This window comes from Microbacterium sp. NPDC090281 (assembly GCF_044769635.1).
Classification (GTDB): Bacteria; Actinomycetota; Actinomycetes; order Actinomycetales; family Microbacteriaceae; genus Microbacterium.
Window position 1 is genome coordinate 2,785,715 of sequence record NZ_JBIVYH010000001.1, and the last position, 14,592, is coordinate 2,800,306.

General features: G+C 67.3%; 14 protein-coding genes. 5 read left to right on the plus strand and 9 right to left on the minus strand.

Features of this window, described 5'->3' with window-relative positions; translation table 11 throughout:
* Positions 1-130: 130 nt before the first annotated feature.
* Entirely contained in the window at positions 131-2,746 is a 2,616-nt protein-coding gene (gene valS, locus ACIQTX_RS13380; RefSeq protein ID WP_402972701.1) for a valine--tRNA ligase, read from the plus strand.
* On the plus strand, positions 2,746-2,961 hold the full coding sequence (locus ACIQTX_RS13385; RefSeq protein WP_028501589.1) for a hypothetical protein: 216 nt from the start codon (positions 2,746-2,748) through the stop codon (positions 2,959-2,961). Before valS ends, ACIQTX_RS13385 begins: the two co-directional genes overlap by 1 nt.
* A gap of 17 nt (positions 2,962-2,978) precedes the next feature.
* Here the strand turns inward: ACIQTX_RS13385 and ACIQTX_RS13390 are convergent, their stop codons facing one another.
* From ACIQTX_RS13390 to tdh, 4 genes are read right to left on the minus strand one after another with little or no spacing between them, the layout of a single operon-like run.
* The gene (locus ACIQTX_RS13390) at positions 2,979-3,197 is read right to left on the minus strand and encodes a hypothetical protein (protein WP_028501588.1); all 219 of its coding nucleotides are present in this window, start codon (positions 3,195-3,197) and stop codon (positions 2,979-2,981) included.
* Positions 3,194-3,817 carry a transcriptional regulator gene (locus ACIQTX_RS13395; protein ID WP_028501587.1) on the minus strand — a complete coding sequence of 208 codons (624 nt, stop codon included), beginning with the start codon at positions 3,815-3,817 and terminating at the stop codon, positions 3,194-3,196. The genes ACIQTX_RS13390 and ACIQTX_RS13395 overlap by 4 nt, the downstream gene beginning before the upstream one ends.
* A gap of 58 nt (positions 3,818-3,875) precedes the next feature.
* Complete coding sequence (locus tag ACIQTX_RS13400; protein WP_402972703.1) at positions 3,876-5,054, minus strand: glycine C-acetyltransferase; 1,179 nt, start codon at positions 5,052-5,054, stop codon at positions 3,876-3,878.
* Positions 5,054-6,097 carry an L-threonine 3-dehydrogenase gene (gene tdh / locus ACIQTX_RS13405; protein ID WP_402972705.1) on the minus strand — a complete coding sequence of 348 codons (1,044 nt, stop codon included), beginning with the start codon at positions 6,095-6,097 and terminating at the stop codon, positions 5,054-5,056. Before tdh ends, ACIQTX_RS13400 begins: the two co-directional genes overlap by 1 nt.
* Positions 6,098-6,179: 82 nt before the next feature.
* On the opposite strand from tdh, the gene ACIQTX_RS13410 reads away from it, so the two are divergent.
* The 3 genes from ACIQTX_RS13410 to ACIQTX_RS13420 are packed head-to-tail and all read left to right on the plus strand — an operon-like array spanning position 6,180 to position 9,698.
* Entirely contained in the window at positions 6,180-7,097 is a 918-nt protein-coding gene (locus ACIQTX_RS13410; RefSeq protein ID WP_402972707.1) for a LysR family transcriptional regulator, read from the plus strand.
* 32 nt (positions 7,098-7,129) lie between these two features.
* Positions 7,130-9,181: a M3 family metallopeptidase gene (locus ACIQTX_RS13415; protein WP_402972709.1), complete on the plus strand. Its 2,052-nt coding sequence runs from the start codon at positions 7,130-7,132 to the stop codon at positions 9,179-9,181.
* A 19-nt stretch (positions 9,182-9,200) separates the two neighbouring features.
* Complete coding sequence (locus ACIQTX_RS13420) at positions 9,201-9,698, plus strand: GyrI-like domain-containing protein (protein ID WP_402972711.1); 498 nt, start codon at positions 9,201-9,203, stop codon at positions 9,696-9,698.
* Between the two features lie 33 nt (positions 9,699-9,731).
* Here the strand turns inward: ACIQTX_RS13420 and ACIQTX_RS13425 are convergent, their stop codons facing one another.
* From ACIQTX_RS13425 to ACIQTX_RS13445, 5 genes are all read right to left on the minus strand, one after another.
* A complete protein-coding gene (locus ACIQTX_RS13425) occupies positions 9,732-10,268 on the minus strand; it encodes an NUDIX hydrolase (protein ID WP_402972713.1) in 537 nt (178 codons plus the stop codon).
* Positions 10,265-11,533, minus strand: a complete 1,269-nt coding sequence (clpX, locus tag ACIQTX_RS13430; RefSeq protein ID WP_028501581.1) for an ATP-dependent Clp protease ATP-binding subunit ClpX — start codon at positions 11,531-11,533, stop codon at positions 10,265-10,267. The genes ACIQTX_RS13425 and clpX overlap by 4 nt, the downstream gene beginning before the upstream one ends.
* 130 nt (positions 11,534-11,663) lie before the next feature.
* Positions 11,664-11,981 (minus strand): hypothetical protein, encoded by a 318-nt coding sequence (locus ACIQTX_RS13435; RefSeq protein ID WP_402972715.1) that lies wholly within the window; start codon positions 11,979-11,981, stop codon positions 11,664-11,666.
* Between the two features lie 318 nt (positions 11,982-12,299).
* Positions 12,300-13,151, minus strand: a complete 852-nt coding sequence (locus ACIQTX_RS13440) for an aldehyde dehydrogenase family protein (RefSeq protein ID WP_402972717.1) — start codon at positions 13,149-13,151, stop codon at positions 12,300-12,302.
* Positions 13,148-14,590: an aldehyde dehydrogenase family protein gene (locus ACIQTX_RS13445; protein ID WP_402972719.1), complete on the minus strand. Its 1,443-nt coding sequence runs from the start codon at positions 14,588-14,590 to the stop codon at positions 13,148-13,150. Before ACIQTX_RS13445 ends, ACIQTX_RS13440 begins: the two co-directional genes overlap by 4 nt.
* Positions 14,591-14,592: the final 2 nt, after the last annotated feature.

Genomic DNA, 14,592 nt, shown 5'->3' on the forward strand with positions numbered 1-14,592 from the left:
ATGGCCGATTGTTGGACCGGGTCGATCTGCGACGACCTTCGGACCCGGCGGCGCTCGGTAGACTGGGCGGCACAACCCCACACTCAGGCACGCTCACACAGTGCCGCATACATCGCTCGAGGAGACCTCCATGCCTGCTTCCGAATCCGCTCTGAACCAGATTCCCGACAAGCCAGCACTCGAAGGCCTCGAAGCGAAGTGGGACTCCGCGTGGGCGGAGCAGGGCACCTACCTGTTCGACCGTCTGCGCGCGGCACAGGCCGGCCGTGAAGGCGTGTACTCCATCGACACCCCGCCGCCGACGGCATCCGGCAGCCTCCACATCGGACACGTGTTCTCCTACACGCACACCGACGTGAAGGCCCGCTTCGAGCGCATGCGCGGCAAGACCGTGTTCTACCCGATGGGCTGGGACGACAACGGCCTGCCCACCGAGCGCCGCGTGCAGAACTACTACGGCGTGCGCTGCGACCCGACCCTGCCCTACACCTCCGACTTCACTCCCCCGTTCGAGGGCGGCGACAACAAGTCGAGCCGCGCAGCCGACCAGCAGCCGATCAGCCGCCGCAACTTCATCGAGCTCTGCGAGCGGCTCACGCTCGAAGACGAGAAGCAGTTCGAGGCGCTGTTCCGTCAGCTCGGGCTGAGCGTGGACTGGACGCAGACCTACCGCACGATCTCGGACGACACCATCCGTCAGAGCCAACTCGCGTTCCTGCGCAACATCGAGCGCGGCGAGGCCTACCAGGCGCTGGCTCCGACTCTGTGGGACATCGACTTCCGCTCCGCCATCGCGCAGGCCGAGCTCGAGGACCGTGACCAGCAGGCCGCGTACCACACCATCGAGTTCCCCTTCGCGGACGGCTCCGGCACCCTCGCCATCGACACCACACGCCCGGAGCTGCTTCCCGCGTGCATCGCGCTCGTGACGCACCCCGAGGGTCCTCACAAGCACCTCATCGGCACGAAGGTGAAGACTCCGTTCTTCGGCGCCGAGATCGAGATCCACGGACACCACCTCGCGCAGCCCGACAAGGGCACGGGAGCGGCGATGGTCTGCACCTTCGGCGATGTGACCGACATCGTGTGGTGGCGTGAGCTGCGCACCACTGAGAACGAGCCGCTGCCGAACATGACCACAATCGGCCTTGACGGACGCTTCCTGCCCGAAGCCCCCGCCTCTGTCGGGAATCCCGAAGCGGTCACCTGGTACGCCGATGAGCTCGCAGGCAAGACCGTCTTCAGCGCGCGCAAGGCCATCGTCGAGAAGCTCCAGGAGACCGGCGATCTGACCGCGGTCGGCAAGCCCTTCAACCACGCGGTGAAGTTCTTCGAGAAGGGCGATCGTCCGCTCGAGATCGTCTCCACGCGCCAGTGGTACATCCGCAACGGCGCCCGCGACGGCGAGCTGCGCGACACGCTCATCGCGCACGGGCAGGAACTCGCCTGGCACCCCGAGTTCATGCGCGTGCGGTATGAGAACTGGGTCGGCGGCCTGACCGGCGACTGGCTCGTGTCGCGCCAGCGCTTCTTCGGCGTGCCGATCCCGCTCTGGTACGCACTCGACGAGAACGGCGACCGCGACTACGACCGCGTGCTCACCCCGGACGCTGCGATCCTCCCGATCGACCCGACGACGCATGTCCCCGCCGGCTACACCGAGGATCAGCGGGGTGTTCCCGGCGGGTTCGACGCCGAGGCCGACATCCTCGACACCTGGGCGACCTCGTCCCTCACGCCGCAGCTGGCGGGAGGCTGGCAGCGAGACGAAGAGCTGTGGCAGCTCACCGCGCCGTTCGACCTGCGCCCGCAGGGTCAGGACATCATCCGCACCTGGCTGTTCTCGACCATGCTGCGCTCGACCCTCGAAGACGGCCGGACCCCGTGGCGCAACGCCGCGATCTCCGGCTTCATCGTCGACCCCGACCGCAAGAAGATGTCGAAGTCGAAGGGCAACGTGGTCACCCCGGCCGACGTGCTCGAAGCACACGGCTCCGACGCGGTGCGCTACTGGGCAGCCTCCAGCCGCCTCGGCATGGATGCCGCGTTCGACCCGCAGAACCCCACGCAGGTGAAGATCGGCCGCCGCCTGGCCATCAAGGTGCTGAACGCAGCGAAGTTCGTGCTCTCGTTCCCCGTGCCGGAAGGCGCACAGGTCACCCACGCCCTGGACGCATCGATGTTGACCGCCCTCGATGGCGTGGTCGTCGAGGCGACGAAGGCGTTCGAACGGTACGAGGCGACGCGCGCCCTCGAACTCACCGAGGCGTTCTTCTGGACCTTCTGCGACGACTACCTCGAGCTGGTGAAGGAGCGCGCCTACAACCAGGCAGATGTGGGTCAGGCCTCCGCCGCTCTCTCGCTGCGTCTGGCGCTCTCGACGCTTCTCCGACTGCTCGCGCCGGTGCTGTCCTTCGCCGCAGAGGAGTCGTGGTCCTGGTTCGAAGAGGGCTCGGTGCACACCGCCGCCTGGCCGACGCCGCTCGGTATCGACGGCGACCCCGCTGTTCTCGCCGCGGCGAGCGAGGCGCTGATCGGCATCCGTCGCGCGAAGACCGAGGCGAAGGCCTCTCAGAAGACTCCGGTCTCGCGCGCCGCGATCGCCGCCCCCGCCGCGAAGCTCGATGCCCTCCGTGCCGCAGCCGATGACCTCCGGGCGGTCGGACGCATCGCCGAGCTCGAGTTCACCGAGGCGGAGGCGTTCGCGGTCACCGCGATCGAGCTCGCCCCGGTCGAGGCCTCCTGATGCAGCTGGGCACACGCTGGGCAGCGGGCTCCGAGGCTCCGGCTTCGGTCCCCGCGTCCCTGCGGCCCGCGATCGCCGCGGTCGAGGCGAAAGGACTCACCGGTCACTGGACCCTCACCTGGCTCGAAGGCCGCGCGATCGCGGAGCTCGATGCGGGGTGGGAGGTCTTCCAGACTCCGTCCGGAGAAGTGACCGCCCGCCCCTTCCAGGACTGACCCTCGAAGAAGGCGTCTCAGCGCCGCGGAAGCCCGAGCTGCGCGAGTGCGTGGTCGACCGCCCGGGGGTCGTGCTTGCGGGTCTGCTGCTCACGAAGCAGGTCGAGAGCGATCACACGCCGCTCGGCACGCCGCGAGATGCGGTGCTCGACATAGGCGGTGAGACGGTCGGCGAGTCGAAGCAGACCGCGCTCGGTCTGCGTCGGAGCCACCAGCCGAAGTGTCGCGCTGGTCATGATTCCTCCACAGTGTCGTCGTTGGGTCCAGACGTCACGGATCGCGGCGTCGGAAGATCGAAGAGTTCGGCCCGAAGCGAGACCCGACGAACTTCGGGGCCCGTCTGGCCCCGGTATCGCTCGATCGCGCTCTCGACGATCGCTTCGAGCTCCTCGCGAAGCGTCATGGCCTGCTCGGGGGTCATGTCGAGGTGCGTCGTGATGGTGATGCCCAGTTCCCGCCAGGCCTCCGGCACCTCGGACTGCGGGCGGTTGAGGTATGTCATCAGCGTCTCGTGCCGCAGCCGGAAGAACTCCGACGTCACGATCTGAGCGGCGGCGCGGTTCGCGGGCGAGGTCATCTCATCGGGACCGGGTACGTCGATGCGCCCCTTGGGTCGCTCCCACCAGCGTTCGCGAGCTGTGCCCCGTCCCTCGACTTCGCGGATGAGGTCGTGTGCGGCGAGGGCACGGAGGTGGTAACTGGTCGACCCGGACGTCTCCCCCACGAGTGCGGCGAGCGAACTGGCCGTCTGGGGGCCCCGCGCGGCGAGCAGGTCGAAGATCTTCACCCGCAGCGGGTGCGCCAGCGCCTTCAGCGCACTGGCGTCAAGGGTTCTGACCTGCGTCTCGTTCGTCATGCATGCAAAGATACCGTTGCAAAGGAATCTTTGCAAGCGTTTCTTTGCAAACTTATGATCAGTCGGTCGCGGCGCGTGCGGCGACGAAGGCCTCGACGCAGGTCTCCACCTGCTCCGGGGTGTGCGCCGCCGACAGCTGCACACGGATCCGTGCCAGCCCCCGCGGCACGACGGGGAAGCTGAACGCGGTCACGTAGACACCTCGTTCCTGCATCTCCCGCGCGATGCGTGCAGTCTTCGCGGCATCGCCGAACATCACGGGAACGATGGGGTGCTCCCCCGGCAGCAGGTCGAAGCCCTCGGCCGTCATGCGCTCGCGGAACAGAGCGGCGTTGCTGCGCAGACGCGCGCGAAGATCGGCCGATCCCTCGACCAGGTCGAGTGCGGTCAACGTGCCGGCGACGATCGCCGGGGCGAGCGTGTTCGAGAACAGATAAGGACGCGAACGCTGGCGCAGCAGCGCCACGATCTCGGAGTGCGATGCGACATACCCACCGGATGCTCCACCCAGCGCCTTGCCGAACGTGCCGGTGTAGATGTCGACGCGGTCGGCGACCCCACAGAGCTCAGGCGTCCCCCGGCCGTTCTCGCCGACGAAGCCGACGGCATGCGAGTCGTCGACGAAGACGAGGGCGTCGTAGCGCTCGGCCAGGTCGCAGATCTCGGCGAGCGGGGCGATGTAGCCGTCCATCGAGAACACGCCATCCGTCACGATCACCCGGAAGCGCGCATCCGAAGCGGCCTGCAGCTGCGCCTCCAGATCCGCCATGTCACGGTTGCGATAGCGGAATCTCTGTGCCTTCGAGAGCCGGATGCCGTCGATGATCGAGGCGTGGTTCAGCTCGTCGGAGATGATGGCGTCGTCGGCTGCGAAGAGCGTCTCGAACACTCCCCCGTTCGCGTCGAAGCACGACGAGTACAGGATGGCCTCGTCCGTGCCGAGGAAGTCAGCGAGCCGGCGCTCCAACTCCAGATGCTGCTCCTGCGTGCCACAGATGAAGCGCACGCTCGCGAGGCCGTACCCCCACTCCTGCAGGGCGGTTGTCGCAGCGGCGAGGATGCGCGGATCGTCTGCGAGGCCGAGGTAGTTGTTGGCGCAGAAGTTCAGCACCTCGGCGCCGTCTGCGGTGATCTCGGCGTTCTGCGGTCCGCGGATGCCGCGTTCATGCTTGGTGAGTCCGGCCTCCTCGATACCCGCCAGCTCGCCAGCAACATGCTTCTGAAAAGTCCCGTACATCACAGCTCCGTCCAGTCGAGGATGATCTTGCCCGTTCCGGCGGACTCCGCCGCAGCGAATCCCCGTTCCCAGTCACGCGCGGGAACGACCTCCGCGATCACGCGACCGATGGCGTTCCGCAGGGTCGCACTGGTCTGCAGCATCGCCCCCATCGCGTTCCAGGTCTCGAACATCTCGCGACCGTAGATGCCCTTGATCGTGAGCATGTGGGTGACGAGCTTGCCCCAGTCGATGCCGAACCCGGCACTCGGCAGGCCCAGCATCGCAATGCGGCCGCCGTGGTTCATGTTGTCGATCATGGCGGGGAGGGCCGAAGGCGCACCGCTCATCTCGAATCCGATGTCGAAGCCCTCCCGCATGCCGAGAGCCTGTTGCGCGTCGCGGATGTCGCGGACCGAGACATCGACGACCTCGTCGGCGCCCATCCGACGGGCCATCTCCAGACGCGGTGCGCTGAGATCGGTCGCCGTGATGAATCGTGCGCCCGCGTGCCGTGCGACGGCGATCGCCATCAGTCCGATGGGGCCGCAACCGGTGACGAGCACGTCCTCCCCGACGAGCGGGTAGGTGAGCGCGGTGTGGACGGCGTTGCCGAGCGGGTCGAAGATCGCGCCGAGCTCGGGAGTCACCTCGGAATGATGGACCCACACGTTCGCCGCGGGAAGAGCGAGGTACTCGGCGAAGGCGCCGTCACGCTGCAGGCCGAGACCGATGGTGCGGATGCACATCTGGCGGCGACCCGCACGGCAGTTGCGACACGTGCCGCACACGATGTGCCCTTCACCAGACACGCGGTCGCCGACGGCGATGTCGTGCACGCCGGGACCGACCTCCACGACCTCTCCGTAGAACTCGTGGCCCGGGATCAACGGAGCCGCGATCGCTGATGCCGCCCAGTCGTCCCAGCGGAGGATGTGCAGATCGGTGCCGCAGATCCCGGTGCGCAGAACCCGGATGACGACGTCGTCGGTGCCGGCGATCGGCTCGGGGCGTTCGACGAGCTCGAGCCCGGCCCCCGGTGCGCCTTTGAACAATGCCTTCATGTTCTCGATCCCACACCATTCAACCCTGTAGAGCAATCGGCATCGACTGCATCATCGATGTAGACGGGTCTACACTCTTCCCGTGGAACTCCATCAGCTGCAGATCCTGCGGGAACTCGGTGCGCTCGGCAGCGTGACCGCGGTCTCCGAAGCCCTCAGGGTGACCCCTTCGGCTGTCTCCCAACAGCTCGCAGCCCTGCAGCGCGACTTTCCGACACCGCTCACTCGACGGATCGGCAGGACACTCGCGCTCACCCCGGCCGGCGAGGTGCTGGCGGCAGCGGGCGCAGAGGCGATCGATGCGATGGCGGCGGCACGGCACGCCCTCGACGACTTCGAAGGCGCGGCGACGGGCGTCGTGAGCATCAGCGGCTTCCACAGTGTCGGTCAGGCTCTGTTCGGTCCGTTGCTGCGGGAGCTGTCGAGGTCGGCAGATGCCCCGACGGTGCAGCTCACCGACGAAGACGTCGCGCAGAGCGAGTTCCCCGGGCTCACCGCCAGCTACGAGCTGGTCCTCGCGCACCGCATGGAGCACTCCGAACCCTGGCCGACGCAGGGCGTGCGCAGCCTCACACTCGTACGCGAGCCTCTCGACGTCGCCGTCTCCGCATCCCATGCCCTCGCCGGACGCACGACTCTCACTCCGGCAGATGTCGCCTCGGAACGTTGGGTCACCAGCCGCATCGGCTACTCCCCCGACGACGTGCTCCGCGCGGTGTCGGCCGTTGCGAACAGACCGATCGACATCCTCCACCGCATCAACGACTACGGTGCCGTGTCGGCGGTGGTCGCCGCCGGCGGTGTGATCGGGATGCTTCCCCGATTCACGTCTCGCAGCCTCGACGACCGCGACATCGTGCGCATCCCACTCGAAGGCGTGAGCACCCACCGCATGATCGATCTGCTCGCGAGACCGGAGAATCTGCGCCGCCGATCGGTGCGTGTGGTCGTCGAAGCCCTGAGGGTCGTGATGACGCGCCTGAGCGAAGACGGTTCCTGAGAAGGGTGGGTGTCGATGGTTAGGCTCGGAGCATGACCGATGCCACGAATCCGCTGCTGCAGCCGTCGACGCTCCCCTATGGACTCCCCGACTATCGCGCGATCCGGCCCGAACACTATCTCCCCGCGTTCCAGGCGGGTTTCGAGGAGCATCTCCGCGAGATCGGACGCATCACGATGGTGCGATCGATGCCGACGTTCGAGAACACCTTCGAGGGGCTGGAGCGTTCCGGCGAGCTTCTCGACCGGGTGGCGCACGCGTTCTACACCGTGAGCTCCGCGGATGCGACGCCAGAGATCCAGGCGATCGACGAACAGCTTGCCCCTCTCATGGCCGCCCACCAGGACGCGATCACGCTCGACGGGCAGCTCTACTGGCGAGTGCAACAGGTGTTCGAGCAGCGCGACGCCCTCGATCTCGACCCCGAGCAGCGTTACCTCGTCGAGCGACACCACCGCGAGATGACGCACGCGGGTGCCGGTCTGGACGACGGGGCCAAGGCGCAGCTGACCGCGCTGAACCAGAAGCTGTCGACGCTGACCAACACGTTCGAGCGCAACCTGCTGAACGACACGAACGACCTCGCCGTGGTCTTCGATTCCCCGGACGAGCTCGACGGACTGAGCGCGGGCGAGCTCTCCGCTGCCGCTCGCGCAGCAGCCGACCGAGGGCTCGACGGCAGCCTCCTGATCACCCTCCCGCTCTTCACCGGCCATCCCGCACTGGCCCAGCTGCGCGTGCGCGAGTCTCGACGGCGCATCATGGCGGCGTCGCTCGCGCGCGCCTCTCGGGACAACGCGAACGACAACCGACCAGTGCTCCTCGAGATCGTGCGCCTGCGTGCCGAACGCGCGAAGCTCCTCGGCTACGAGTCGCACGCGGCGTATGTGACCGCCGACGAGACCGCAGGCACCCCGGACGCCGTCGAGCAGATGCTGCGACGCCTCGCCGCACCCGCGGCACGCAACGCACTCGCCGAGCGCGCGGCCCTGCAGTCGATCGTCGACGAGACTGAGACGGCACCGTTCGGGGTCGAGGCGCACGACTGGGCGTTCTACACCGAACGGGTGCGCACCGCCCGCTACGACATCGACTCGAGCGCCCTGCGGCCGTGGTTCGAAGCGGAGCGTGTCCTGCAGGACGGCGTCTTCTTCGCGGCCACGCGACTGTACGGCGTGACCTTCGCCGAGCGCGACGATCTCGTCGCCTACCACCCCGGCGCTCGTGTGTTCGAGGTGAGCAACGCCGATGGCTCCCCGGTCGGCCTGTACGTGCTCGATCTGTACACCCGCGATTCCAAGCGCGGCGGGGCCTGGATGAACGCGATCGTGAGCCAGTCCCGGCTGCGTGGCACAGCGCCCGTCGTCGTCAACAATCTGAATGTGCCTCTTCCCGGAGACGGCGAGCCGACGCTGCTGACCCTCGACGAGGTCACGACCCTGTTCCACGAGTTCGGCCACGCGCTGCATGGACTCTTCGCGACCGTGACGTATCCGCACTTCGCCGGGACGAACGTGTTCCGCGACTTCGTCGAGTTCCCGAGCCAGGTGAACGAGATGTGGATCCTGTGGCCCGAGGTGCTCGACAACTACGCCCGCCACCACGAGACCGGAGAACCGCTCGACCCTGCCATCGTCGAACGACTCCGGGCGACCGAGACATTCGACCAGGGCCACGCGACCAGCGAGTACCTGGCGGCAGCCTGGCTCGACCAGGCCTGGCACCGACTCGGCACCGACACCGAGGTCGACGACGTAGCCGGGTTCGAGGCCGCCGCCCTCACCGACATCGGCCTGGACGATCCTGCGGTCCCGACCCGGTACTCGTCGACCTACTTCGCCCATGTGTTCTCGGGTGGCTACAGCGCGGGCTACTACTCGTACATCTGGAGCGAGGTGCTCGACGCCGACACAGTCGACTGGTTCCGGGAGAACGGCGGGTTGACGCGGGGCAACGGCGACCTGTTCCGCGGGCGTCTCCTCGGCGTGGGCGGTTCGAAGGATCCCTTGGAGGCGTACCGTGACTTCCGCGGCCGCGACGCCGAGATCGCACCGCTGCTGAAGCGTCGTGGACTCGGCTCATGAGTCGTGAGACCCTGAGCGCATGAACGCTTTTCCCGACGCACCGTTCGGCCGTGCGGACCGCCTCGATCTCGACGCCGTCCCCCTCGCCGTCATCCGCCACAAGGGCATCCGCATCTCTGACCTCCAAGCCGCCTTTGATGCGGGATACTCGGCAATCGCCCTGACCTTCGCCGGCGACGTGTTGATCCCGACCGGCCCGGCGCTGGCGATCTATCACGGGGATCCGATGGACGTCTTCGACCTCGAACTCGGCTTCCCCGTGCAGTCGCCGCCCGAGAACCCGATCCCCACGGCGAACGGGCGTGTCATCGTCGCTTCGACGCTGCCCGCGGGCCCCGCGGTCGCGACCACGATGTTCGGCTCCTACGAGGAACTCGGCACCCAGTGGGCAGGTCTCGTCGAGCGAGCCGGAGCAGAGGGACTCCGCCCCGGAGGCGTCTGGATCGAGGTCTACGTCTCCGATCCGAGCACGCCGCCGGCGGAGCTGCGCACCGACCTCATCATGCCGACCGCCTGACGCCGGCGACGGCGCGCACCGGATCGGCGGGAGTCAGCGGCCGAGCCACTCCATCGCCTTGTACCAGGTGAGCTGGTGGTAGCTCTGGCCGAGGCGGTCGCCCAGTCCATCGAGCGACAGGACGTGAACGGTGATCGCCTCGTTCTCGTCGAGCGACTGCTCCGAAACGCGAGTGCATCCACGCGCGAGGAAATGGTGCACGCGATTCGTGTGGCTGCCGAAGTTCGCCCACGTCGCGCCGAGGTCGATGAGGTCGTCGGCCACGAAGCCGGTCTCCTCCAAGAGCTCCCGAGCCGCGGCATCCTCGGGCGTCTCGCCCGCCTCGACTCCCCCGCCGATGGTGCCGACGGCCACGACACCCGCACCGTGACGATACTCCTCGACCACGATCACATCGTCGTTCCGGTCGAGCGCCAGCACCGAGATCCAGTCGCCGTACTCCAGTACGTAGTACGGCGCTATCGAGTGTCCTTCGACGTCTTCGCAATCGTCGGCATGGAGCCGGATCCACCGATCAGCGACGAGCGTCTTTCGCGCCACCGTCTTCCAGGGAGCCGGCTCTGCGCTCATGCGCTCTTGCGCTTGCGCTCCATCACGATGGTGGGCGGTGCGCCTTCGTCGACGGCGGCGCGGGTCACGATGACCTTCGCCACGTCTTCTGCCGACGGGATCTCGAACATGATGGGTCCGAGCACGTCTTCCAGGATCGCCCGGAGGCCTCGGGCACCGGTCTTGCGCTCGACGGCGAGGTCGGCGATGGAACGCAACGCCTCTTCTTCGAACTCGAGCTGCACACCGTCGATCTCGAACATGCGCTGGTACTGCTTCACCAGAGCGTTGCGCGGACCGGTGAGGATCTCGATGAGCGCGGCCTGGTCGAGCGGCGAGACGGAGGTCACGACGGGCAGACGACCGATGAACTCGGGGATCAGACCGAACTTGTGCAGGTCCTCCGGCAGCACCTCGCTGAACAGGTCGAGGTCTTTGCCCTTGTCATGCAGCGGGGCGCCGAAGCCGATGCCGTGTTTGCCGACACGAGCCGACACGATGTCTTCCAGGCCCGCGAAGGCACCGGCGACGATGAACAGCACGTTCGAGGTGTCGATCTGCAGGAACTCCTGGTGGGGGTGCTTGCGACCGCCCTGCGGCGGCACCGATGCGACCGTACCCTCGATGATCTTCAGAAGCGCCTGCTGCACGCCCTCGCCCGAGACATCGCGGGTGATCGAGGGGTTCTCGGCCTTGCGGGCGATCTTGTCGACCTCATCGATGTAGATGATGCCCTGTTCGGCACGCTTGACGTCGTAGTCGGCGGCCTGGATGAGCTTGAGGAGGATGTTCTCGACATCTTCTCCGACGTAGCCGGCCTCGGTCAGCGCCGTGGCGTCGGCGACGGCGAAGGGCACGTTGAGGCGCTTCGCGAGCGTCTGCGCGAGATACGTCTTGCCGCAGCCGGTCGGACCGATGAGCAGGATGTTGCTCTTCGCGATCTCGACCTCTTCGGCCTTCTGCTCGGCCGTCTGCAGAGTGCCGAGCGCGCGGACGCGCTTGTAGTGGTTGTAGACGGCGACAGCAAGCGCCTTCTTGGCGGGCTCCTGGCCGACGACGTACTCCTCGAGGAACGAGAAGATCTCGCGCGGCTTGGGGAGTTCGAACTCCGCGACACCGTCAGCGGAAGACTCCGCCATCCGCTCCTCGATGATCTCGTTGCACAGCTCGACGCATTCGTCGCAGATGTACACACCAGGGCCAGCGATGAGCTGCTGGACCTGCTTCTGACTCTTTCCGCAGAAAGAGCATTTGAACAGGTCAGCGCTTTCACCGATGCGGGCCATGCGCGTCCTCCTATGGGGGATCAGAGATCGTCCTCCGAGCCTAACCGCTGCATACGACACCGGGCCGCATTGGCGCGGACTGCGTTACGCATACCGGCGAGCTCGTGTCTGCGGCGAGTCGGATCCGGACTCACTGCGCGGGCAGGCAGCCTCCGTCCATGATGTATCCACCCGCCTCGACGAGGATCGCGTCGTGACGCACCTCGCCGAACACGCATCCGCCCTCCGGCGCGGCGGCTCCGAACTCCACGGCACGCTCGTCACCGCGGACCACGGCGTCCGGGAGGCCGAGCTCCTGCAACGCCCCGTCGACGGCCTGGACGGAGATCTCGCCTTCCGTCCGCAGCGTCTCCAGACGCACACGCAGTTCGGACACCGGCTGCACCGTGGCTGCCGCCGCCTCGTCCGAGAGCTCCATGCGATCCCGATGTCGGTCGTTCTGTGCCATGGCGTGATCTGGATCGTACGGCGCGCATTCCGGGGGAAGCACCACACCGTCGATCTGGGGACACGCCGCCGTGGGCGTGGGCGTGGGCGCAGGCGTGGAGGGAGTCTCGGCCCCCACCGTCTCGGCCGACACCGCGGCGCATCCCCCGAGCAAGAGTGCCCCGGCGAGCAGGAGCGACAAGAGCGCGGAAGGATTCCGACGTGGCGTGATCGTCATGCCGCCATGAAACCACAGTGTCGCTCCCGCAACGCCCCTGAGCGAGAAAGGGCCCTGCGGCGCGATGGTGCGCGGCAGGGCCCTTCATCGTTCCGACGGTCGTCAGACCATGCTCTTGGTGTGCCAGACGGTCTTGATCTCGGTGAATGCGCCGATCCGCTCCGGAGAGGCGACGACCTCACCCGGCGTCAGGACGCGCTTGAGCGTCTCAGCCGCAGCGATCTGCATGTCGACCCAGTCGAGGCTGCCGGCACCGGCGAGGTCGAGAGCGTTCACGTCCTGATGCGATGCGAGCCACGGTGCGATCTCCGCGGGAGAGCCCGTGAGCACGTTCACGACCCCACCGGGGACGTCACTCGTAGCCAGCACCTCGGCGAGGCTGATGGCAGACAGCGGATGCTGCTCGCTCGCGACGACCACGACCGTGTTCCCGGCGACCAGGGCTGGGGCGACGACCGACACCAGGCCGAGCAGCGCCGAGTCCTGCGGGGCGACGATCGCCACGACACCGGTCGGCTCAGGGACCGAGATGTTGAAGTACGGACCCGAGACCGGGTTCGCGTTGCCCGCCACCTGGGCGTACTTGTCGCACCAACCGGCGTACCAGACCCAGAGGTCGATGGCCTCGTCGACCTGGGAGGCTGCGGCCGCGGACGACACGCCCTCCTGCGCCGAGATCTCGTCGATGAACTGCGCACGGCGACCCTCGAGCACCTCCGCGACGCGGTACAGGACCTGACCACGGTTGTAGGCGGTCGCACCCGACCAGCCCTTCACAGCCGCGCGAGCGGCGACCACGGCGTCGCGGGCATCCTTGCGGGAGCCCTTCGCGGCGTTCGCGAGGAAAGCACCCTTCGCGGTGAGCACCTCGTACGTGCGGCCGGACTCGCTCCGCGGGAAGGCCCCGCCGATCGCCAGCTTGTACGTCTTCGGAACGGTCAGACGCTTGCTCATGCTGCGGCTCCCTTGAGGTAGGCGGTGAGGCCCTGGCGGCCGCCCTCGCGACCGAACCCGGACTCCTTGTAGCCGCCGAACGGGCTCGACGGATCGAAGCGGTTGAAGGTGTTGGCCCAGATGACACCGGCACGCAGGCGATCGGCCACTGCGAGGATGCGCGATCCCTTGTCGGACCAGATGCCAGCGGAGAGGCCGTAGGGCGTGTTGTTCGCCTTCGCGATCGCCTCGGCGGGCGTGCGGAAGGTGAGCACCGAGAGCACGGGTCCGAAGACCTCGTCACGGGCGATGCGATGCGACGCCTCGACGCCGGTGAAGATCGTCGGCGCGAACCAGAAGCCCTGCTCCGGAATCGCACAGTCGGCGGTCCAGCGCTCGGCACCCTCGGCCTCGCCGATGTCACTGAGCTCTCGGATGCGGGCGAGCTGTGCCGCGGAGTTGATCGCGCCGATGTCGGTGTTCTTGTCGAGCGGGTCGCCCAGACGCAGTGTCGAGAGGCGCGTCTTTAGCCGGTCGACGACCTCGTCGTGGATCGACTCCTGCACGAGCAGACGACTTCCGGCACAGCACACGTGGCCCTGGTTGAAGAAGATCCCGTTCACGATGCCTTCGACCGCCTGGTCGATGGGGGCGTCGTCGAACACGATGTTCGCGGCCTTGCCGCCGAGCTCGAGCGTCAGCTTCTTGTTCGTGCCCGCAACCGCCCGTGCGATGTCGCGGCCGACACCGGTCGAGCCGGTGAAGGCGATCTTGTCGACATCGGGGTGGCGCACGAGAGTCGACCCGGTGGAGCCGGCACCCGTCACGATGTTGACGACTCCGGCCGGAAGGTCGGCCTGCTGCAGGATCTCCGCGAAGATCAGCGCCGTGAGCGGCGTGGTCTCGGCAGGCTTGAGCACCACCGTGTTTCCGGCGGCGAGAGCGGGCGCGATCTTCCACGCGAGCATCAGCAGCGGGAAGTTCCACGGGATGATCTGACCGGCGACGCCAAGAGCGCGAGGGTTCGCACCCAACCCGGCGTGATCGAGCTTGTCAGCCCAGCCCGCGTAGTAGAAGAACCAGGAGGCGACGAGCGGCACGTCGACGTCGCGGCTCTCCTTGATCGGCTTGCCGTTGTCGAGGCTCTCGGCGACCGCGAGCTCACGAGCGCGTTCCTGCACGAGACGGGCGATGCGGAAGAGGTACTTCCCGCGGTCGCGGCCGCTCATCTTCGACCAGGTCTTCTCGTAGGCGCGACGAGCTGCAGCGACCGCACGGTCGACATCCTCGTCACTGGCCGAGGCGATCTCGGCGATGTGCTTCTCCGTCGCCGGGGAGATCGTGTTGAACGGTGTGCCGGAGCCGTCGACGAACTCGCCGTCGATGAACAGGCCGTAGCTGTCCTTGAGGTTCAGGACACCGGTGGACTCCGGTGCGGGAGCGTATTCCAGAAATGACATGT

Coding starts and splice junctions, on each gene's coding strand:
- ACIQTX_RS13445 (WP_402972719.1), bottom strand. CDS start 14,590: ATGTCATTTCTGGAATACGCTCCCGCACCGGAGTCCACCGGTGTCCTG.
- ACIQTX_RS13385 (WP_028501589.1), top strand. CDS start 2,746: ATGCAGCTGGGCACACGCTGGGCAGCGGGCTCCGAGGCTCCGGCTTCG.
- ACIQTX_RS13435 (WP_402972715.1), bottom strand. CDS start 11,981: ATGGCACAGAACGACCGACATCGGGATCGCATGGAGCTCTCGGACGAG.
- ACIQTX_RS13390 (WP_028501588.1), bottom strand. CDS start 3,197: ATGACCAGCGCGACACTTCGGCTGGTGGCTCCGACGCAGACCGAGCGC.
- tdh (WP_402972705.1), bottom strand. CDS start 6,097: ATGAAGGCATTGTTCAAAGGCGCACCGGGGGCCGGGCTCGAGCTCGTC.
- ACIQTX_RS13400 (WP_402972703.1), bottom strand. CDS start 5,054: ATGTACGGGACTTTTCAGAAGCATGTTGCTGGCGAGCTGGCGGGTATC.
- valS (WP_402972701.1), top strand. CDS start 131: ATGCCTGCTTCCGAATCCGCTCTGAACCAGATTCCCGACAAGCCAGCA.
- ACIQTX_RS13440 (WP_402972717.1), bottom strand. CDS start 13,151: ATGAGCAAGCGTCTGACCGTTCCGAAGACGTACAAGCTGGCGATCGGC.
- ACIQTX_RS13425 (WP_402972713.1), bottom strand. CDS start 10,268: ATGAGCGCAGAGCCGGCTCCCTGGAAGACGGTGGCGCGAAAGACGCTC.
- clpX (WP_028501581.1), bottom strand. CDS start 11,533: ATGGCCCGCATCGGTGAAAGCGCTGACCTGTTCAAATGCTCTTTCTGC.
- ACIQTX_RS13395 (WP_028501587.1), bottom strand. CDS start 3,817: ATGACGAACGAGACGCAGGTCAGAACCCTTGACGCCAGTGCGCTGAAG.
- ACIQTX_RS13415 (WP_402972709.1), top strand. CDS start 7,130: ATGACCGATGCCACGAATCCGCTGCTGCAGCCGTCGACGCTCCCCTAT.
- ACIQTX_RS13420 (WP_402972711.1), top strand. CDS start 9,201: ATGAACGCTTTTCCCGACGCACCGTTCGGCCGTGCGGACCGCCTCGAT.